This is a genomic window from Burkholderia perseverans (assembly GCF_022870505.1).
In the GTDB taxonomy this organism is placed as follows: Bacteria; Pseudomonadota; Gammaproteobacteria; order Burkholderiales; family Burkholderiaceae; genus Burkholderia; species Burkholderia plantarii.
The window spans coordinates 224574-243971 of sequence record NZ_CP045094.1 but is presented as its reverse complement, the minus strand read 5'-3'; the positions used below and the strand labels follow the sequence as shown (position 1 = coordinate 243971).

Below are 19398 nucleotides of genomic sequence, written 5' to 3'. Positions count from 1 at the left end.
TTCTCCTTCGAATCAGTCTTCGCCCAGCAGCATCGCGTCGATGCCGTCGCACAGGCAGTGGATGGTCAGCAGGTGGATTTCCTGGATGCGCAGCGCCCGGTCGGACGGCACGCCGATGTGAATGTCGGTGTCGGACAGCGCGCTCACGAGTTCGCCGCCGCTGCCGGTCAGCGCGATCACCGTCATCTCGCGCTCGCGCGCCTCGGCGGCCGCGGCCAGCGCGCGCGGCGAATCGCCGGACGGATCGATCACGACCAGCACGTCGCCGGTCTGGCCGAGCGCGCGCACCTGTTGCGCGAAAATATGATCGGCCGCCTCGCCGCCCGTGAACGGGCCGGCGCGGCTCGCGTCGGTGGCGAGCGCGAGGCCCGGCAGGCTCGGCCGTTCGCGTTCGAAGCCGCCGACCAGCGCGTTCGCGAGCCGTTCGGCCGGCGCGGCCGACGGGCCATCGCCGCAGGCGAGGATCTTGTTGCCGTTCGCGAGCGCCATGAACATCGCGTCGACGGCGGCCGCGATCGGCAGCGACAGCGCATCGAGCACCTCGTGGACGAGCGTTGCGTTGTCGCGGATATGTTGCTGAATACGTTCGACTGACATCGATACCTATCGAATGAAACGCGGAACGGAGCCGCGCGGGAGCGTGGGTGCGGCGAGTTTACCGCACTCCGCGCCCGCCGCCGCCGCGTCCTTTACAACTCGACACAACAACCGTGCGCGAACCGTGTGCGCACCATGCGCGACTCGTCCCCGCTCGCCCGCCCGCGGTGCCGGCCGCTGCCGCTAGACGTCGTCGGCGCGGAACGCGTCGCGCAGCCAGACGAGCCGCCCGGCTTCGAAGCCGACCACGTCGAAGCGGCACGCACATGTGCCGCCGAGCCGCGCCCAGATCACGCGCGCCGCCTGCACGATGCGCCGCCGCTTGTGCAGTCCCACGCTCGCGAGCGCGCCGCCGTGGCGGTCATGCCGGCGCGCGCGCACCTCGACGAACACCAGCGTGCCGTCGCGCTCGCGCATCACCAGATCGAGCTCGCCGCCGCGCACCACGAGGTTCGACGCGACGAACGCGAGGCGCTCGCCTTCGAGGAAACGCCGCGCCTGCCGTTCGAAGCGCTCGCCGATCCGCTTCGACCCGGGACGGCCGGAAAAGTTGTCGGCACCGTCCATGCGCGCGGCGTCGCGTGAGCGCGCCGGAGGATGACCGGACGCACCGGCAACGTCGCACGGCGCATCGCGCTCGACGCGCGAATGCCCGCGTGCGCGAGCCCGATGGCCACCGGCTTCGCCACTCGCCTGGCCATCGCGCGGTCCGGCCGCCGTCTTCGGCACCGTCCTGGACACCATCAGCGGCGCCTCGTGGCTCGCGTGGCACAATGCCAGCCTTGTTCCGCCCGCCACGCGTTTTCGCGCGTTTCCCGCCATGACTTCCCTCCCCGAACTCGCGCAGACGCAGCATTACCCCGCCGGCACGCTCTACGTGGTCGCGACGCCGATCGGCAACGCGGCCGACATCACGCTGCGCGCGCTGCACGTGCTCGCGCTCGTCGACCGGATCGCCGCCGAGGACACGCGCAACACTGGGCAGCTGCTCGCGCGCTACGGCATCTCGAAGCCGCTCGTCGCGGTCCACGAACACAACGAACGCGAAGCGGCCGGGCGCCTCGTCGAGCAGTTGCGCGCGGGCGAGCGGATCGCCTATGTGTCCGACGCCGGCACGCCCGGCATCTCGGATCCGGGCGCGAAGCTGGTGGACGCGGTGCGCGCGGCCGGCCTGCCGATCGTGCCGCTGCCCGGCGCGAACGCGGCCGCGACGGCGCTCAGCATCGCCGGCGACTGGGCCGGCCCGTTCACGTTCGCGGGCTTCCTGCCGCCGAAGGCGAAACAGCGCGCGGCGGCGCTCGCGGCGCTGAAGGCGCACCGCTACGCGCTGGTGTTCTACGAAGCGCCGCATCGGATCGTCGAGACGATCGACGCGCTCGCCGACGCGTTCGGCCCGCAGCGACGCGTGCTGATCGCCCGTGAGCTGACCAAGTTACATGAGGACGTGTTCGAGGGCACCCTGGCCGAAGGGCCAACGTGGCTGGCCGGCGACCCGAACCGGCAGCGCGGCGAGTTCGCGGTGGTGGTGGAAGGCGCGGGCGCGCCGAGCGAAGACGACGATCCGCACGCGCACGACGCACTGCTGACGCTGCTGCTCTCGGAGGTGCCGGTGAAGAGCGCGGCGAAGCTGGCCGCCGCGTTGACGGGCGCGTCGCGCAGCACGCTCTACGCGCGCGCGCTCGAACTGAAGGAAGAGGAAGACTGAGGCGCGCGCGGCGCAGGGGCAAACAACGCGCCGCGCACCCATGACGAACGCGGCGGCATGACCAGCGTCATGCCGCCGCGATGACAACCATCCGGATTCAACCGCAGCCGATCGGGCGAGGCGCGAGGCCACGCTCGAAGGCTCAGTGCATCCGCGAAACTCAGTGCGTCTGCGACGCCGACGCGACCATCTCGTCGCGTGCAATCCGCGCCTGCTCGGGCGAAAGGCCGACGATCTTCACGCTCGCGGTGCCCGAGCGCACGAGGCCGATCACCTTCGCGGCCGCATACGACAGGTCGAGCACGCGGCCACGCTTGAACGGCCCGCGATCGTTGATCTTCACCACCACGGACTTGCCGTTGGTCTGGTTGATGACCTTCACGTACGAGGACAGCGGCAGCGTCCGATGCGCGGCGGTCAGCTCGTTCATGTCGAAGCGGTCGCCGTTGGCGGTGCGCCGGCCATGGAACGCGCGGCCGTACCACGACGCCCGGCCGGTCTGGCGGAAGTCGGACACGTCGGCCGCGTCGATCGGCTTCGCGTTCGCCAGCGAGGCGCGCGACGCGTCGTCGGTGCCGGCCGCCGGCATCGTCGCCAGCGCCGAATCGAAGTCGTCCTGCTTGCCGTCCGCGTCGTCCGCCTGGGCGGCCGCCGTGGTCCGAAGTGCGTTCTTCGCCGGGTTGTCGTTGTTGGCCGCCTGGTCGGAGGCCGGATTCGGCGGCATCGCGCACCCGGTGAGCGCTACCACCATCACCACTGAACCGAGTTGCCTCGGCAATCGAAATTTCATCGACGTGTCGCCTATGGGTGCGGGCCGTCGCACTACCTGGATAAGACGGCCCGGACGGATATGCGCGCACGCACTCGCCCGTCGCGGGCAAGCGGCTTGCACTGGTGCGGCTGTCGTACTCGCCGCGACCGTCCTGTTTAGCTTTCACGTCTGGCGCAACCTGTCCCCGGCAGCCTGACCAGACCCCAAATGCCGCCTTCGAACCGAAGACACGGTTCGTGCGCGTCGCGTGTGGCCAACGGGCAGGAACGGCGGCATAGGCCTCATCCGGCGTTGCGACAGCAAGGCCGCGGCGGGCGCGCGTTGCGCCCGGCCGGACAAGACGTGAGCACCGATTGAATCGGCACTGGATGCGCCGCCGGTAAGCCGGCGGCTAGTGCATTGACGGCGCTTCGGCACACGCTGACGGGTGCTTGAACGCCTGTAGAACGCGTGGCGGAACCACGCACAATGGGCCGCATTATACATAAATGAAAATGCTCGCCCGCAAAACACTCTGTCCCCTTGATTGATTCTTGCTATGACGCAATCCGGGTCCGCCCGCGGCAATGCCGCCTCCGGCGCGGGCTGGCCCATTGCCACGGGCCGGCCGGCCCCGTGTCCGACACGGTTCCGACACAGGGCACCCGCGCGGGCGAGCCAGTACAATCGCAGTTTTGCCGGCGCCGCTCCCCCTATGAAAGTCACGCTGATTCCCGTCACGCCGTTCCAGCAGAACTGCTCGCTGATCGTCTGCGAACAGACCGGCCGGGCCGCCGTCGTCGATCCCGGCGGCGATCTCGAACGCATTCGCGAACAGGTCGAACAGCAGGGCGTGCAGGTCGAGAAGGTGCTCGTCACGCACGGCCATGTCGATCACTGCGCGGGAGCGAAGGCGCTCGCCGCGCACTATGGCGTGCCGATCGAGGGGCCGCAGGAAGACGAGCGGTTCTGGATCGAGCAGCTGCCCTCGCAAAGCGAGCGCTTCGGTTTCGGCGGCCGGGCCGAGGCCTTCGAGCCCGACCGCTGGCTCGCGGACGGCGACGCGGTGACGGTGGGCGGCGAGACGCTCGAGGTCTATCACTGCCCGGGCCACACGCCGGGGCACGTGGTGTTCTTCAGCCGCGCGCACCGGCTCGCGATCGTCGGCGACGTGCTGTTCGCCGGCTCGATCGGCCGCACCGATTTCCCGCGCGGCAACCATGAGGATCTGGTGCGCTCGATCCGCGAGAAGCTCTGGCCGCTCGGCGACGACGTCACGTTCGTGCCGGGCCATGGCCCGGTGTCGACGTTCGGCGAGGAGCGCGCGACCAACCCGTTCGTGGCGGACCGGAGGTTCGGATGAGCAGCGAGATCTACGTCAGCACCGACGTCGAGGCCGACGGCCCGATCCCCGGTCCGCATTCGATGCTGAGCTTCGCCTCGGCCGCCTATACCGAAGACAAGCAGCTGATCGCGACCTTCTCGGCGAACCTCGAAACGCTGCCCGGCGCCGCCGCGCATCCGGTGCAGGAAGCCTGGTGGAAGACGCAGCCCGAGGCCTGGGCCGCGTGCCGCCAGGACCTGCAGGCGCCCGAGGCGGCGCTCGTCGCCTATGTCGAGTGGGTCGAGGCGCTGCCGGGCAAGCCGGTGTTCGTGGCGATGCCGGCCGGCTTCGATTTCACCTTCATGTTCTGGTACATGATGCGCTTCACGGGGCGCTGCCCGTTCTCGTGGTCGGCGCTCGACATCAAGACGCTCGCGTTCGCGCTGACCGGCCTGCCGTATCGCAAGGCGATCAAGCCGCGCTTCCCGAAGCACTGGTTCGACGATCATCCGCACACGCACGTCGCGCTCGATGACGCGATCGAGCAGGGCGCGCTGTTCTGCAACATGCTCGCCGAACTGCGCGTGCGGCAGGCCGCGTTCGCCGCCGGCACGGGCGCCGCGAACGCCCCGGCCGACGCGGCCGGCGAGGACGAGCCAGGCTGACGCGACGGTCAGCGGCGCCGGGCGCGAACAATATAAATATTTCCGTCGCGCCGGCCCCGCGTAGCGAATCCCGCTCGAATACCGCGCATCGATTGCGTGACTTTTCCCGCGCCTCTAACATGGCGGCATGGCAGCCGCCTTCGGAGACGCAGGTGATACTCGACTCTTTTTCGCAGAAAATTCTTCGCCTGTTGCAGCTCGACGCGCGCCGCTCGGTCCAGGAGATTTCCGACCAGGTCGGCCTGTCGAGCACGCCGTGCTGGCGGCGCATCAAGGACATGGAGCAATCGGGCGTGATCCAGCGCTACACGGCGCTGCTCGACCGCGAAAAGCTCGGCCTGCATGTGTGCGCGCTCGCCCACGTGCATCTGACGCGCCACAACGAGGGCGGCGTCGAGCAGTTCGAACGCGAGATCGCGACCTGCCCCGAAGTGACCGAGTGCTACAGCACCACCGGCGAGGCCGACTACATCCTCAAGATCGTCGCGCCCGACATCAAGGCCTACGACGTGTTCCTGCACGAGCGCATCTTCAAGATCCCGGCCGTCTCGCAGGTCCGCACGAGCGTCGTGCTGCGCGAGATCAAGTTCGATACCCAGCTGCCGCTCTGAGGCGCCGCACTTCGTACCGCACTGCGCGCCGCCCCCACCCCTTCGCCGAACCGCGGCGCGCCGCTACGACACGCCGCGCGCGCCTGCCGATGCCATGTCGCACGCGATACCGATCCGTCTCACGCCGAGCCGCTCGCGCAGCGCGGCCGCGTCGAGATCGGTGAGGGGCGGCGTACCGGCGGCCAGCGTCAGGTCGATCTCGAGCCCGCTGCTCAGGTAATGCAGCTGCACGGCGGTGGCGCGCAGGCCCGATTCGCCCAGCACCGCCTCGATCCTCGGCGCGATCTCGCTGCGCGGCGGCTGCGCGAGCGCCGGTTTCAGCCAGATCAGGTCGTTCTCGGTATCGACGTGGATCAGCGCGTCGAGCACGCGCACGTCGCCGAGCAGGCGCGCCCGCGCCGTCTCCGCGATGAAATGCCCTTCGGAGGCAGAAATCATCGGATCGACGAGGATGTGCGCATCGACGAGCGCCGCGTCACCCATCTTGCGCGTGCGCAGCTCGTGGATGTCGCGCACGCCCGGCGTCGCGCTCAGCAGCGCGCGGATCTCGGCGGCGGCCTTCGCGTCGAGCGCGCGATCGGACAGGTCCTGCAGCGCCTCCCAGCCGAAGCTCCAGCCCATCCGCGCGACCATGAAGCCGACGATCGCGGCGGCAATCGGATCGAGCAGCCGCACGCCGGCCAGGCTGCCGACCACGCCGATCGCGACGACCAGCGACGAAGCCGCGTCCGAGCGCGCATGCCAGGCGTTCGCGACCAGCATCGCCGAACGCACGCGCCGCGCCTCGGCGAGCATGTAGCGAAACAGCCCCTCCTTGAACACCACCACCAGCCCGGCGACGGCGAGCGCGCTCGCATGGACGGCCGGAATCGCGGCGTGCTCCACGAGCCGGTCGCCGGCGCGCCACAGCATGCCGACACCGACCGTAATCAGGATCGCGCCCAACAATAACGACGCGACCGTTTCATAACGGCTGTGTCCGTAATTATGGTCGGCATCCGGCTTCGCGCCACTATGCCGATTGGCCAGCAGCACCACGAAATCCGATACGAGGTCGGACAAGGAATGTACGCCATCCGCAATCAATGCCTGCGAATGGGCGATAAATCCGACAGCAATTTGTAATATTGTAAGCGCGACATTGAGCGTAATACTGACCCAGGTGGTCTTGCGGGCGACAGCATGTTTTTCGGCGTCGAGATTGTCGGCGGGAAATGTGGACATGGGGTACTTGTTTGAGGCCGCAATTCTGAGATTCTATCAAGCGTTCCATGACACCCGCCGCAGGTTTCGATGAAACACGCGGCAAATCAATTGCTTATCAAAGCGACCCGGCCAGGGGTTTGAGCGGATTCGATCGTATCGGACCACGCTGTCTGATCACGGCGCCCGCGTTTCGCCGCCGCGACCGAAAGCAAAAAGGCCACGCATCTCGCCGACGAGATGCGTGGCCTTTCTTTCCGCAAGACGGGTTATCCCCGCCGCCGGAAATCAGATCGCGAATTGATCGCGATTCTTGCCGGCGATCCAGCGCGGCGGTTTGCCGCGGCCAGACCAGGTTGCGCCCGATTCCGGATCGCGATACTTCGCGGCGACACCGGCACGTGCCCGGCCAGCCTTGGCTGCCTTGGCGCGGCTCAGACCGAGTTCGGCCAGCGAGAAGCCGTAATCCGAGATCTTCTGTTTGACGTCGTTGAGGACATCGGCATATTCCTTCGCCTTGGCTTCCTCGATTTGCTTCTCCAGCTTTTCTCGCTGTGCGAGAAGGTCCTTGTAAGAAGACATATATTTCCTTTTCTCTGACTAAACAGGACCGGTCTGTGCCGGCTCACCCATTTCCACGTAACGATGCCTCGGATGATTATGGAGCCAGAGATTAGCACAAAAAACAAACGAAGGAATCACCGGCGCCACAAATAAATGTGCTCGATTGTAATTAATCTCGAACGAGTCGGAGGGCCGATCAGCAATTCAATTACCACTTAATTGATTGAGGCAATCGATTAGGCAGAGTTTGTTCATATATTCATGCTTTCAGGCCGCGCAACCGGCGGCATCGATGCACCTGGAAGCTTTCATGTCGAGAGAGCTTTTGCTGAGAATCAGCCGGAAATCAATGCACCGAAACCGTGCACCTGCCTGATACGCCGATATTCAGCGGGCTTCGGAATTGCCGATCACGGCGAATCAATAGTGGCCGCGGCGTTCTCCACGGCGTCGATGAGCGCACGGGAATCGGCGGCCGGATTGGCAAAAGCAGTACGCCGCAGCCGTCCGGCAATCCGCCAATCGGCACCATGCCGGTCGACGCCAATCAATTCCGGCCCGCTATTACCAACTGGATACCGCGCCCATAATGCCTGCTCCTCGTCGAACGACAGCGGCGGCAGCGCGTCGAGCCCGGCGCCGTCGAGCCAGCCCATTCGGCCGAAGCCGCCGATGAAGCGCAGTCGCTCGCATTCGAGCGCCCAGAACGCGAAATCGCCGAGCGCGAGATAACGCGCCGCATCGCGGTGATATCGCTGATAACGCGCGGCGAGATACGGGTCGTCGTCGATCCGCACGAAGCGGCCGATCAACGTGACGCGTTCGGCTTCGAGCACCGCGCTCGCGGCGGGCGCGCCACTGGACGAAGCGTCGGGCGCCGCGGCGGTCCGGCCTGCCGGCTCCGGGTCGGCGACCAGGAAGCCGGCGCGCGCATCGGCGGCCAGGTTGCGCGTGTGCTCGGCCAGCGCGCTGACCAGCACCACGGGCCGATGGCGCGCATCGGTTGCGTAGGGAACGATGGTCGGATACGGAAAGCCGGCCGGCTCGCGCGCATGGGTCGCGAGCGTGCCGGCCTGCCCGCGATGCAGCAGGTGGATCGGTAGCGAGACGGACAGCTTCAAGGCATTCTCCCGCGCGGCGCCGCCGCGATCGTGCGCATCGCTCCGCGGGCGCGGGGCACCACCGCGCGCGTCCGGTGCGACGCTCCGTTAGAATCGGTTGCTGCTGCCCATTGTCGCGCATCGCTCGCATGCGGCGCGCGACGTTCAACGATAACCCTCCCTGCGCGCGACCGGCGTGGTTCCGAACGCCGGCGACGCGCATCGCCGAGCTCACCGTGTCCGATCATTCCTCCCGGCTTCCGCCGCAGCCCGCCGCCCACCGCGCCCTGCCCCCGGCGGCGCGCCACCGCGCCCGCGCGGCCACCATGGCGCTGTTCTTCGTCGCCGGCATGATGTACGCCTCGTGGGGCGTCCACGTGCCGACCGTGCGCGACCGCTTCGCGCTGAGTCCGGCGCTGCTGTCGCTCGCGCTGCTCGCCGTGGCGATCGGCTCGATCATCGCGATGACCACCAACGCGAAGTGGATCGCGCGGGTGGGCACGCGCACCGCCTGCCTCGCCGGCGGCATCGGCATGTCGGTGTGCGGCGCGCTGATCCTGCTCGCGCCGAGCTATCCGCTGCTGATCGTGGTGCTGATGCTGTTCGGCTTCACGATGGCCACGCTCGACGTCGCGATGAACGCCGAGGCGAGCGCGGTCGAGATCGCGTTCGGCCGGCCGATCATCTCGATGCTGCACGGCATGTTCAGCATCGGCGGGCTCAGCGGCGCGGCGCTCGGCGGCGCCGCGCTGTCGGCGGGCATGGCGCCGCCCGTGCATCTGGCGCTCGCCTCGCTGGTGTGCGCAGTGATCATCGTGGTGGCCTGCCCGGCCGTGCTGCCGCACGTGCCGCATCAGGAAGCGGAGCACGGCTCGTCGCTCAACCGCTGGCGCTCGACCGCGCTCTGGACGCTCGGCGCGATCGCGCTGGTCTCGCTGATCGCCGAGGGCGCGATGTACGACTGGGCCACCGTCTACATGCGCGACGTGGTGGCCGCCACGCCCGCGTTCGCGAGCGCCGCCTATGCCGCGTTCTCGGGCGGCATGGCGGGCGGACGCTTCGCCGGCGACTTCGTGCGCGCGCGCTTCGGCGCGCCGCAGGTGGTGTTCGCGAGCGCCACGTTCGCCTGCATCGGGATGGTCGGCGCGCTGCTGCTGCCGTATCCGGCGCCGGCGTTGATCGGCTTCACGATGATGGGCCTCGGCCTGTCCAACATGATGCCGCTGCTGTTCGCCGCCGCCGCGCGCGTGGCCGGCATCTCGCCCGCCGAGGGGCTCGCGCACGTGGCCGGCCTTGCCTATTTCGGGCTGATGTTCGGCCCGGTCGTGATCGGCGGCGTCGCGCAGGCGGCCGGGCTGCCGGTCGGGCTCGGGATCGTCGCGCTGTGCGCGGCGATCGTCGCCGCGTTCGCGCCGCGCGTGATGCGCCGGCTGAACGTTTGAGCGTCTGAGCGTCTGAGCGTCTGAGCGGCGTTCGCGTTTCAGGCGTCGGCGCCGCGCCTTCGCAACAGCGATCGCGCTTCAGCGGCCTGCAAAAAAGAAAAGGCGCCCGTCTTTCGACGGGCGCCCTTTACCCCCTCTGTCGAGGCAGATTTACATCTTCACTTGATCCAGGAACGTCTTCTTGCCGCCCTTGTAGTCGTACAGCGAGATCACGCCGTGCTTCAGGTCGCCCTTCGAGTCGAACACGGTCTCACCGATCACGCCCTTGTAGTCCGTCGACGGCATCGCCGCGAGGATCTTCGCCGGATCGGTCGAGTTCGCGCGCTTCATCGCGTCGACGATGATGTACACGGCGTCATACGTGAACGGCGAGTAGATCTGGATCGGCTGGCCGAAGCGCTTCTGGTACTTTGCTTCGAACTCCGAACCACCCGGCATCTTCTCGAGTGCCGCGCCGGCCTGCGAGCAGACCACGTTCGACGATGCGTCGCCGGCCAGATCCGAGAGCTGCTCCGTGCAGACGCCGTCGCCGGCCAGCACCTTCGCGCGCAGGCCGAGCTGCTTGGCCTGCTTGGCGAACGGGCCGCCGGTGGCGTCCATGCCGCCGTACATGATCACGTCCGGGTTTTCGCCCTTGATCTTGGTCAGAATCGCGCGGAAGTCGACCGCCTTGTCGTTGGTCGCGTCATGCGAGAGAACCTTCAGGCCGAGCGCCTTGGCCTTCTTCTCGAACTCGTTCGCGAGACCCTGGCCGTAAGCGGTCGAATCGTCGACCACCGCCACGCTCTTGTAGCCCTTCGACTGCGCGTAGTTCGCCAGCGCCGGACCTTGCTGCGCATCGGTCGCGACCACGCGGTAGGTGGTCTTGAAGCCCTGCTGCGTGTAGGCCGGGTTGGTCGCCGACGGCGAGATCTGCACGATGCCCGCATCGCTGTAGATCTTCGAGGCCGGGATCGTGGTGCCCGAGTTCAGGTGGCCGACGATCGCCACGACCTTGTCGTCGACGAGCTTCTGCGCAACCTGCGTGGCGGTACGCGGGTCGGCCGCGTCGTCCTGTGCATCGAGCTGGAGCGTGATCTTCTGGCCACCGATCGTCAGGCCCTTCGCGTTGATTTCCTCGACAGCGAGGCGAGCACCGTTCTCGTTGTCCTTGCCGAGGTGGGCGATACCGCCCGTCAACGGCGCAACGTGACCGATCTTCACCACCTGGTCGGCCGCTGCGTTCGTCGCCAACGCCGCAAACACCATCGCCGCCGCGCTGATCGGCAACAGCTTTTGCATCTTGATATTCATGGAAGTCTCCAGTTTCGATCCAAAAAATGCCATCGCCGGTTCCCCGCTCCATCCCCGGTGCCAATCACCACTGGAGTGTCGCCGGCCGCATCTGTCATGCACGTGGCTGCAAGCAGGCGACGCGACCGCTTTTAGCGGGCACCTCACCGTACTTGCGCGCAAGTGTAGGTGATCAAATTAATTTGTGGGACTTTTTTGAGAAAGTGGGAAGACTACCGATGTCGCGGCCGAACGACAGTGCTGGCGACCGCTCGAAAACCCTTGGTGGTTAAGGGTTTCCGCTAATTCGATCGGGATGCCGAAGAGTTGTTTTACAAATCGGACACCCATCCGGATCACGTTGCGGATCAATGGCTTCGGTCGAAAATAATTCACCGTTCCGCGCGGCCTGAATGGCGCCGCGCGGTCCTGAAAATACGATTGAGCTGGCGTTCCGGATGCAACGTGAATGCGGATCGAGGCGGGCTGAAATACGATTCGACTGTATACAGGCGTGCCGCCGCGTCAGCGCGCCGGCGCGAAACGCGCGACGGCCGTGCGCCATTCGGCGTCGAGCGCGTCGATCAGCGCGGCCGCCGTCAGCTCGCCGCCAGCGACGCGGCGGCGGCCGAGCGGCACGCCCTGGCCGGCCCACAACGACAGATAGCCGGCCTCGCCCGCGCGGCCGGCCGCCTGCCGCAACTCCTGCGTCAGCGCGTTCTGCACCGGATATGGCGCGATCGCGTCCGGCCGTGCGCCGAGCGCGTCGATCAGCGCATTGCGGATGCCGCGTGCATGCCGGCCCGAGATCGCGCGCGTCACCACCGTGGCGGTGTCCTCGCTGGTCACGAGACACTCGCGCCAGGCTGCGGGAATCGTGGCTTCGGCACAGCCCAGGAACGCGGTGCCGAGCTGCGCGGCCTGCGCGCCGAGCGCAAGCGCGGCGGCGATGCCGCGGCCGTCCATGATGCCGCCCGCGGCAAGCACCGGCAGCCCGGTCGCGTCAACGAGCTGCGGCACCAGCGCCATGGTGCCGATCAGCGCGTCCTCGGCCGCGCCGAGAAAGGTGCCGCGATGGCCGCCCGCCTCGGCGCCCTGCGCGCTGATCGCGTCGGCGCCGGCCTCGCGCCACGCGAGGCCCTCGGCCACATGGGTCGCGGTGCCGATCACGCAGCAGCCGGCCGCGTGCAGGCGCGCGACTTGCGCGGCGTCGAGCACGCCGAACGTGAAGCTCGCCACCGGCACGCGCGCGGCCACCAGCACCTCGAGCTGCGCGTCGAAGTCGGGCGCGTAGCGGGCGAGCGGCGCGCCGGCCGGCAGGCCGAGCCGCGCGCGCAACGGATCGATCGCGGCGAGCGCGCGCCGCACCGTCGCGTCGTCGGGGCGCGCCTCGTCGAGCACGAACAGGTTGACCGCGAACGGCCGCGAGGTGGCCGCGCGGATCGCCTCGATCTCGGCGGCGAGCCGCGCGGGCGCGAAACCCGCGCCGCCGAGGCTGCCGAGCGCACCGGCGTTCGAGGCGGCGGCGACAATGGCCGCCGAGGTCGCGCCGGCCATCGGGGCCTGCACCAGGGGCAGACGCAGGCCGAAACGCTCGACGAACGAGGTGGCGGGAAGACTGGCGTGGGACATTGGCGGGCTCCATGAAATCCGCGCGGGCGGTCCCGCGCCGTTGGCTTGCTCACGACTGTAGCGAAGCCCCGGGCCGCCGGATAATGAAAGATCGTGATCGCGGCAATCTCCGTGGAAGATAACCCGCGCGCGGCTTCGATCGCTTCCGACAGCCGCCGCCCGCGCCGGGCCAGGCACATCGGCGATGCCGACGCGGCCCGCCGCGCCCTACAGTCCGCTGACACGCAGCAGCGCGGCACGATCGATGGCACACTGACGCCGCCCTTTTCCCCTCGCGCGCGCCCGTTCCCGCGGCGCGCGCTTCGTCTGGAGACCCGCAATGACTTCGCAATGGATCGACATCCCCGCCGGCAACGAAACGTTCGGTGGTTACCTTGCCCTGCCCAAGGGCGGCAAGGGACCGGCCGTGGTGATCGTTCAGGAAATCTTCGGCGTGAACGGCCACATCCGGTCGGTCGCCGAGCAATATGCGGCCGACGGCTACGTCGCGCTCGCCCCGGACATCTTCTGGCGCACCCAGCCGCGCGTGGACCTCGGTTATGAAGGCGCCGACCGCGACAAGGGCATCGAGCTGCTGCAGAAGACCGATCCGCACCAGGCCGCGGCCGACATCGGCCACGCGGTCGCCGCGCTGCGCGCGCGCCCCGAGGTGGAAGGCAACCGCGTGGCCGGCATCGGCTACTGCTTCGGCGGGCGGCTCGTCTATCTGGCCGCGGCGGCCGGCGCGTTCGACGTGGCGGTCGCTTACTACGGCGGCGGCATCCAGAACCACCTCGACGTCGCGAACCACGTCACGCAGCCGATCCAGTTCCACTACGCAGGCCTCGACGACCACATCCCGGCCGAGGCGGTCGAGCAGGTCAAGGCCGCGTTCGGCGGCCGCGCGGACGCGCAAGTGCATTGGTACCCGGATGCCGGCCACGGCTTCAACTGCAACGTGCGCGCCTCGTACAACCAGCGCGCGGCGGCGCTCGCGCACGGCCGCACGCTGACATTCCTCGCCGAACAGCTGTAAGCTCGTCGCACCGGCCCGCGCGGGCCGGCGTCCGCGCGCGCAGCCTCGGTGCCCGCCGGACGCCGGCGCCGCGCGTGGCCCGATCCTGATTCGAACGAACGGGGGCCAGGGTGCAGGACGATTATCCGAACTACGATGCCACTGACCTCGCCACGCTGATCGCCACCCGGCAGACCAGCGCGCGCGAGGTGCTCGACGCCGCGATCGCGCGCGCCAACGCACTGAACCCGTCGATCAACGCGATCGTGCTGACCGACTACGACGCGGCCCGCGAGCGCGCCGCCGCCGGGGCCGCGCCGCCGGCCGGCCCGCTCGGCGGCGTGCCCTACCTCGTCAAGGATCTCGCGGCGGCGGCCGGGCTGCGGATGTCGTTCGGCAGCCGCCACTACCGCTACTTCGTGCCCGACGCCGACGCGCCGTTCATCGCGCGCGCGAAGGCGGCCGGCGTCAACGTGTTCGGCAAGACCAGCACCTCCGAGTTCGGCCAGATGCCGGTGACCGAGCCCGAGCTGTTCGGGCCGTGCCGCAACCCGTGGAATCTCGATCACACGCCGGGCGGGTCGAGCGGCGGCGCGGCGGCGGCCGTGGCGGCCGGCATCGTGCCGCTCGCGCATGCGTCCGACGGCGGCGGCTCGATCCGCATCCCGGCCTCGTGCTGCGGCCTGTTCGGCTTCAAGCCCGGCTACGATCCGCAGCTGGCCGTGCAGCCGGTGCCGGGCGACCTGATCGTCAACCATGCGATCTCTCGCAGCGTGCGCGACAGCGCGCTGCTGTTCGACCTCACCACCGGCCGCGCCGGCACGCCCGAGGCCGCGCTGGCCCGGCTCGACGAACCGGTCGGGCCGCTGCGCATCGGCCTCGTCACCGATCCGCTGTTCGCGGCGTCGCTGTCTCCCGACGTGCTGGCGGCGCTCGACGACGCGGCCCGGCTCGCCGAATCGCTCGGCCACGTGGTCGAGCCGGTGACGCTGCCGATCGACCGGGCGCGCGCGGCCGAGACCTTCCTCACCTGCTGGGCCACCATCGTCGAGCCGCTGGTCCACGACGCGCAGGCGCTCACCGGGCGCCGGCCGCGCGGCAACGAGTTCGAACCGGCGAGCCGCGCGATGGCGCAGGTCGGGCGGCATGTCGCGCGCGAGCGGCTGCCCGTCGCGCTCGACTGGCAGAAGCAGCTGATCGCCGACGTGGCGAGCGCGACCGCGCGCTACGACCTGGTGCTGTGCGCGACGCTGGCGGCGCCGCCGGTGCGGATCGGCGAGCTGCGCTCCACGCCGCTCGAGCGCGCGCAGATGCGCCTGCTGGCCGCGCTGCCGGCGCGGCCGCTGCTGCGGATGATGCTGGCGAAGGCGGCCGACCGCGCGTTCGCCTGGGCCGGCTGCACCGAACTGTTCAACCTGACCGGCCAGCCGGCGATGTCGGTGCCGCTCTACTGGAACGCGCGCGGCCTGCCCGTCGGCGTGCAGTTCGCCGCGCGCCTCGGCGACGACGCGCGGCTACTGCGGTTCGCGCGCCAGCTCGAACTGGCGCGGCCGTGGTTCGGGCGGCGTCCGCCGCTGGTGCCGGCGGCACGCTGAGGCGCCGCGGCGCGGGCGTGGATGCCGCGCCCGCGCCGCCCAAGCATAAAAAAAGCGGACCCGAAGGCCCGCTCGTTTGCAACGCGCGCCGCAGCCGGCCGCGAGCCGCTCAGAACCCGAGCCGCTCGCAGACCGCCCTGGTCGCCATCGCCGCGTTCAGCGTGTAGAAGTGCAGCCCCGGCGCGCCATCGCGGATCAGCCGCTCGCACATCGCGGTGACCACGTCGGTGCCGAACGCGCGGATCGATTCCTTGTCGTCGCCGAAGCTCTCGAGCCGGCGCGCCACCCAGCGCGGCACTTCGGCGCCGCACATCTCGGAGAAGCGCATCAGCTGCGTGAAGTTCGTGATCGGCATGATGCCCGGCACGATCGGCACGTCCACGCCGAGCTTGCGCGCGTCGTCGACGAAGCGGAAATACGCGTCCGCGTTGAAGAAGTACTGCGTGATCGCCGAGTTCGCGCCGGCCTTCACCTTCGCCGCGAAGTGCTGCAGGTCCAGCTTCGGCGAACGCGACTGCGGATGGTATTCCGGGTACGCGGCCACTTCGAGCCAGAACCAGTCGCCGTGCTCGGCGCGGATGAAGCTGACGAGTTCCGACGCATAGCGCAGCTCGCCCACCTCGCCCATGCCCGACGGCAGGTCGCCGCGCAGCGCGACGATGTGGCGGATGCCGTGCGAGCGGTACTGGTCGAGCACCGCGCGCAGGTTGTCCTTCGAGGCGCCGATGCAGGACAGGTGCGGCGCGGCCTCGAGGCCGTCCTTCTGCATGTCGAGCACCGTGTCGAGCGTGCCTTGCTGCGTCGAGCCGCCGGCGCCGAACGTCACGGAGACGAACTTCGGCTTCAGCGGCAGCAGCTGCGCGCGCGTGGCACGCAGCTTCTCGACGCCCTCCGCCGTCTTCGGCGGGAAGAATTCCAGGGAGAGTTCGATCGGTTTCATGATTCGGATGAGCCCGCGTTCAGCCGATGCTGCGCTGGCCGAAGATCAGGGCGGACAGGAGCCACGACACGATGCTGTACAGGATCGAGCCGAAGAACGCCGACCAGAAGCCCTGCACCTCGAAGCCCTTCAGCAGCGACGACGCGAACCAGAAGCAGAGCGCGTTGACGACGAGGATGAACAGGCCGAGCGTGACGATCGTCACGGGCAGCGTCAGCAGGATCAGCACCGGCCGGAGCACCGTGTTGATCAGCCCGAGCACGACCGCGACGATCAACGCCGTACCGAAGCTGCGGATGTGGATCGACGGCACCAGGTAGGTGATGATCAGCAGCGCGAGGGCATTGATGATCCAGGTCAGGATGAGGCTCATGATGGCTCCTGTGCAAAAAAACAGGCCGGGCCGCACGAGCGGCCCGGTTCGGGCCGCGCGGGGCGGCCGGCGCGATGCGTGGCGCGGCCGTGCCGGCGGGGCGCGGCGCGCGACACGTCCGGTCCGGCGCGCGGCGCCGGACGCGCGATCAGTAACGGTAGTGGTTCGGCTTGAACGGACCGTCCTGCGACACGCCGATGTACGACGCCTGCTCCGGCGACAGCACCGTCAGGTTCGCGCCGATGCGCGCCAGATGCAGGCGCGCGACCTTCTCGTCGAGGTGCTTCGGCAGCACGTACACCTTGTTCTCGTACTGCTCGCCGCGCACGAACAGCTCGATCTGCGCGAGCGTCTGGTTCGCGAACGAGTTCGACATCACGAACGACGGATGGCCGGTCGCGCAGCCGAGGTTCACGAGGCGGCCTTCGGCCAGCAGGATCACGCGCTTGCCGTCCGGGAAGATGATGTGGTCGACCTGCGGCTTGATGTTTTCCCACTGGTACTGGCGCGTCGACGCGATGTCGATTTCCGAGTCGAAGTGGCCGATGTTGCAGACGATCGCGTTGTGGCGCATCGCCTTCATGTGGTCATGGCCGATCACGTGGAAGTTGCCGGTGGCGGTCACGAAGATGTCGGCCTTGTCGGCCGCGTATTCCATCGTCACGACGCGGTAGCCTTCCATCGCCGCCTGCAGCGCGCAGATCGGATCGATTTCGGTGACCCACACGGTCGCGCCGAGGCCGCGCAGCGACTGCGCGCAGCCCTTGCCCACGTCGCCGTAGCCGGCCACGACCGCGATCTTGCCCGCGATCATCACGTCGGTCGCGCGCTTGATGCCGTCGACGAGCGACTCGCGGCAGCCGTACAGGTTGTCGAACTTCGACTTGGTGACCGAGTCGTTGACGTTGAACGCCGGGAACGGCAGGCGGCCGTCCTTTTCCATCTGGTACAGGCGATGCACGCCGGTGGTGGTCTCTTCCGTCACGCCCTTGATGTGGGCGAGGCGCTTCGAGTACCACTCGCCGTCGGCGTCGAGGTGCGCGGCGATCGACTTGTACAGCGCGACTTCTTCCTCGTTGGTCGGCTTGGCGATCACCGAGCGGTCCTTCTCGGCCTTCGAGCCCAGGATCAGCAGCAGCGTCGCGTCGCCGCCGTCGTCGAGGATCATGTTGGCGAATTCGCCGTTCGGCCATTCGAAGATGCGGTGCGAGTACTCCCAGTACTCGTCGAGCGACTCGCCCTTGAACGCGAACACCGGCGTGCCGGCTTCGACGATCGCGGCGGCCGCGTGATCCTGCGTCGAGAAGATGTTGCACGAGGCCCAGCGCACGTCGGCGCCGAGCGCCTTGAGCGTCTCGATCAGCACGCCGGTCTGGATCGTCATGTGCAGCGAGCCGGCGATGCGGGCGCCCTTGAGCGGCTGCGCGGCCTTGTATTCGTCGCGGATCTGCATCAGGCCGGGCATTTCGGTCTCGGCGATGGTCAGTTCCTTGCGGCCCCATGCGGCCAGCGCGAGGTCGGCGACGAGGTAGTCCTGCGAAGCTTTCGGGTCGATAACGGCGTTCATCACGCCCTCCTTTCTAATCAAAGATTGGTGACGTGAGCGCCGTTCAGAAAGCGGGAAGCCGGGCCGGCGCGGCGAATCGTGCGATTCGCGCTGCGTGCCGGGCGGGCCACCGCCTGGTGAAGATTTCCGAGCCTGGCGGGCCGGTGCCCGTCGCAACGCTCCTCGGAAACGAGCACGGATTGTAGCAAAGTGTCGAGAAGAATTCCCGCGCGCGATGCCGGAGCAAGCGTGCGGATGCGAATCCATTACGGATCGGAGCCGAATTTCCGGCGCGCGCCGCGCGCGCGGCCTCAGTGTTCGGCGCCCACCCAGGCCTGTTCGCGCAGCCGCGCGCGCAGGCGCGCCACGGCCTGGCTGTGGAGCTGGCACACGCGCGACTCGCTGACTTCGAGCACGGCGCCGATCTCGCGCAGGTTCAGGCCGCGCTCGTAGTAGAGCGACATCAGCAGCTTCTCGCGCTCGGGCAGGCGGTCGATCGCCTCGACCAGCGCCGCGCGCAGGTGCTCGTCGAGCAGCGCGGACAGCGGGTCCGAGTGGTCGACGCGGTAGCGGTCGAGGAACGGCTCGTCGTCGGCCGAGCGGTCGAAATCCTCGTAGTAGATCAGCTGGCTGCCGTGCAGGTCCTGCAGCATCGACTGGAAATCGGTGAGCGGCATTTCCAGGTGGGTGGCGATCTCGCTCTCGTTGGCCGGACGCCCCAGCCGCTGCTCGACCTGATGGATGGCCTGCTCGACCTCGCGCGAGGTCTTGCGCAGGCTGCGCGGCAGCCAGTCGTTGCTGCGCAGCTCGTCGAGCATCGCGCCGCGGATGCGCTGCGTCGCGTAGGTCTCGAACTGCGCGCCCTGATCTTCCTTGTAGCGGCTCGCCGCGTCGAGCAGGCCGATCATGCCGGCCTGGATCAGGTCGTCGAGATCGACGCTCGCGGGCATCTTCGCGACGAGCTGCAGGCCGAGCCGGCGCACCAGCGGCGCGTATTTCGCGAGCACTTCGGCCTGCCCCATCCCGGCCTCGCCCATCGCGGACGTGGACAGCTTTCCTTGAGCGTTGTACATCGGCTCCCTCC

19 protein-coding genes and 1 riboswitch are annotated in these 19398 nt (G+C 68.6%); of the genes, 7 read left to right on the top strand and 12 right to left on the bottom strand.

Translation table 11 applies throughout. The features are described 5' to 3' along the window. Window positions 1–12: 12 nt before the first annotated feature. Together BpN12_RS15555 and BpN12_RS15550 are read right to left on the bottom strand one after the other, a co-directional pair. Window positions 13–597 (bottom strand): SIS domain-containing protein, encoded by a 585-nt coding sequence (locus BpN12_RS15555; RefSeq protein ID WP_246796465.1) that lies wholly within the window; start codon window positions 595–597, stop codon window positions 13–15. A gap of 183 nt (window positions 598–780) precedes the next feature. Further along, complete coding sequence (locus BpN12_RS15550; protein WP_246796464.1) at window positions 781–1164, bottom strand: YraN family protein; 384 nt, start codon at window positions 1162–1164, stop codon at window positions 781–783. A gap of 253 nt (window positions 1165–1417) precedes the next feature. Between BpN12_RS15550 and rsmI the strand changes: the two genes are divergently transcribed. Beyond that, entirely contained in the window at window positions 1418–2302 is an 885-nt protein-coding gene (rsmI, locus tag BpN12_RS15545; RefSeq protein WP_246796463.1) for a 16S rRNA (cytidine(1402)-2'-O)-methyltransferase, read from the top strand. 160 nt (window positions 2303–2462) lie between these two features. On the opposite strand, the gene BpN12_RS15540 is transcribed toward rsmI, so the two are convergent. Next, on the bottom strand, window positions 2463–3092 hold the full coding sequence (locus tag BpN12_RS15540; protein WP_246796462.1) for a septal ring lytic transglycosylase RlpA family protein: 630 nt from the start codon (window positions 3090–3092) through the stop codon (window positions 2463–2465). A 676-nt stretch (window positions 3093–3768) separates the two neighbouring features. Here BpN12_RS15540 and BpN12_RS15535 point away from each other — a divergent pair. The 3 genes from BpN12_RS15535 to BpN12_RS15525 all read left to right on the top strand — a co-directional run bounded on the left by BpN12_RS15535 (window position 3769) and on the right by BpN12_RS15525 (window position 5653). Further along, window positions 3769–4416: an MBL fold metallo-hydrolase gene (locus BpN12_RS15535; RefSeq protein WP_246796461.1), complete on the top strand. Its 648-nt coding sequence runs from the start codon at window positions 3769–3771 to the stop codon at window positions 4414–4416. Continuing rightward, window positions 4413–5042, top strand: a complete 630-nt coding sequence (locus BpN12_RS15530) for a 3'-5' exonuclease family protein (protein ID WP_246796460.1) — start codon at window positions 4413–4415, stop codon at window positions 5040–5042. Before BpN12_RS15535 ends, BpN12_RS15530 begins: the two co-directional genes overlap by 4 nt. Before the next feature lie 152 nt (window positions 5043–5194). Next, window positions 5195–5653, top strand: a complete 459-nt coding sequence (locus BpN12_RS15525) for an Lrp/AsnC family transcriptional regulator (protein WP_025101386.1) — start codon at window positions 5195–5197, stop codon at window positions 5651–5653. A 63-nt stretch (window positions 5654–5716) separates the two neighbouring features. Here the strand turns inward: BpN12_RS15525 and BpN12_RS15520 are convergent, their stop codons facing one another. The 3 genes from BpN12_RS15520 to BpN12_RS15510 all read right to left on the bottom strand — a co-directional run bounded on the left by BpN12_RS15520 (window position 5717) and on the right by BpN12_RS15510 (window position 8541). Next, the gene (locus BpN12_RS15520) at window positions 5717–6877 is read right to left on the bottom strand and encodes a cation diffusion facilitator family transporter (protein ID WP_246796459.1); all 1161 of its coding nucleotides are present in this window, start codon (window positions 6875–6877) and stop codon (window positions 5717–5719) included. Window positions 6878–7144: 267 nt separating this feature from the next. After that, the gene (locus BpN12_RS15515; RefSeq protein ID WP_198250576.1) at window positions 7145–7438 is read right to left on the bottom strand and encodes an H-NS histone family protein; all 294 of its coding nucleotides are present in this window, start codon (window positions 7436–7438) and stop codon (window positions 7145–7147) included. Window positions 7439–7830: 392 nt separating this feature from the next. Continuing rightward, entirely contained in the window at window positions 7831–8541 is a 711-nt protein-coding gene (locus BpN12_RS15510) for a HugZ family pyridoxamine 5'-phosphate oxidase (protein ID WP_246796458.1), read from the bottom strand. 215 nt (window positions 8542–8756) lie between these two features. On the opposite strand from BpN12_RS15510, the gene BpN12_RS15505 reads away from it, so the two are divergent. Beyond that, a complete protein-coding gene (locus tag BpN12_RS15505) occupies window positions 8757–9962 on the top strand; it encodes an MFS transporter (RefSeq protein ID WP_246796457.1) in 1206 nt (401 codons plus the stop codon). Window positions 9963–10112: 150 nt separating this feature from the next. Here the strand turns inward: BpN12_RS15505 and BpN12_RS15500 are convergent, their stop codons facing one another. Together BpN12_RS15500 and BpN12_RS15495 are read right to left on the bottom strand one after the other, a co-directional pair. After that, window positions 10113–11255 (bottom strand): branched-chain amino acid ABC transporter substrate-binding protein, encoded by a 1143-nt coding sequence (locus BpN12_RS15500; protein WP_246796456.1) that lies wholly within the window; start codon window positions 11253–11255, stop codon window positions 10113–10115. A 504-nt stretch (window positions 11256–11759) separates the two neighbouring features. Continuing rightward, window positions 11760–12866: an NAD(P)H-dependent flavin oxidoreductase gene (locus tag BpN12_RS15495; protein WP_246796455.1), complete on the bottom strand. Its 1107-nt coding sequence runs from the start codon at window positions 12864–12866 to the stop codon at window positions 11760–11762. Between the two features lie 319 nt (window positions 12867–13185). Here BpN12_RS15495 and BpN12_RS15490 point away from each other — a divergent pair, with 319 nt between their 5' ends. After that, on the top strand, window positions 13186–13881 hold the full coding sequence (locus tag BpN12_RS15490) for a dienelactone hydrolase family protein (RefSeq protein ID WP_246796454.1): 696 nt from the start codon (window positions 13186–13188) through the stop codon (window positions 13879–13881). Window positions 13882–13991: 110 nt separating this feature from the next. Continuing rightward, window positions 13992–15455 carry an amidase gene (locus BpN12_RS15485; RefSeq protein WP_246796453.1) on the top strand — a complete coding sequence of 488 codons (1464 nt, stop codon included), beginning with the start codon at window positions 13992–13994 and terminating at the stop codon, window positions 15453–15455. Between the two features lie 109 nt (window positions 15456–15564). Here BpN12_RS15485 and metF read toward each other — a convergent pair whose 3' ends face one another. The 4 genes from metF to BpN12_RS15465 form a co-directional block, all read right to left on the bottom strand. Next, the gene (gene metF / locus BpN12_RS15480; RefSeq protein ID WP_042623577.1) at window positions 15565–16395 is read right to left on the bottom strand and encodes a methylenetetrahydrofolate reductase [NAD(P)H]; all 831 of its coding nucleotides are present in this window, start codon (window positions 16393–16395) and stop codon (window positions 15565–15567) included. 19 nt (window positions 16396–16414) lie between these two features. After that, entirely contained in the window at window positions 16415–16768 is a 354-nt protein-coding gene (locus BpN12_RS15475; RefSeq protein ID WP_246796452.1) for a phage holin family protein, read from the bottom strand. Window positions 16769–16916: 148 nt separating this feature from the next. Further along, a complete protein-coding gene (ahcY, locus tag BpN12_RS15470; protein ID WP_246796451.1) occupies window positions 16917–18335 on the bottom strand; it encodes an adenosylhomocysteinase in 1419 nt (472 codons plus the stop codon). 100 nt (window positions 18336–18435) lie between these two features. Next, window positions 18436–18505: riboswitch (S-adenosyl-L-homocysteine riboswitch) on the bottom strand. A 120-nt stretch (window positions 18506–18625) separates the two neighbouring features. Continuing rightward, the gene (locus tag BpN12_RS15465; RefSeq protein ID WP_425306345.1) at window positions 18626–19387 is read right to left on the bottom strand and encodes an RNA polymerase sigma factor FliA; all 762 of its coding nucleotides are present in this window, start codon (window positions 19385–19387) and stop codon (window positions 18626–18628) included. Between the last annotated feature and the right edge of the window lie 11 nt (window positions 19388–19398).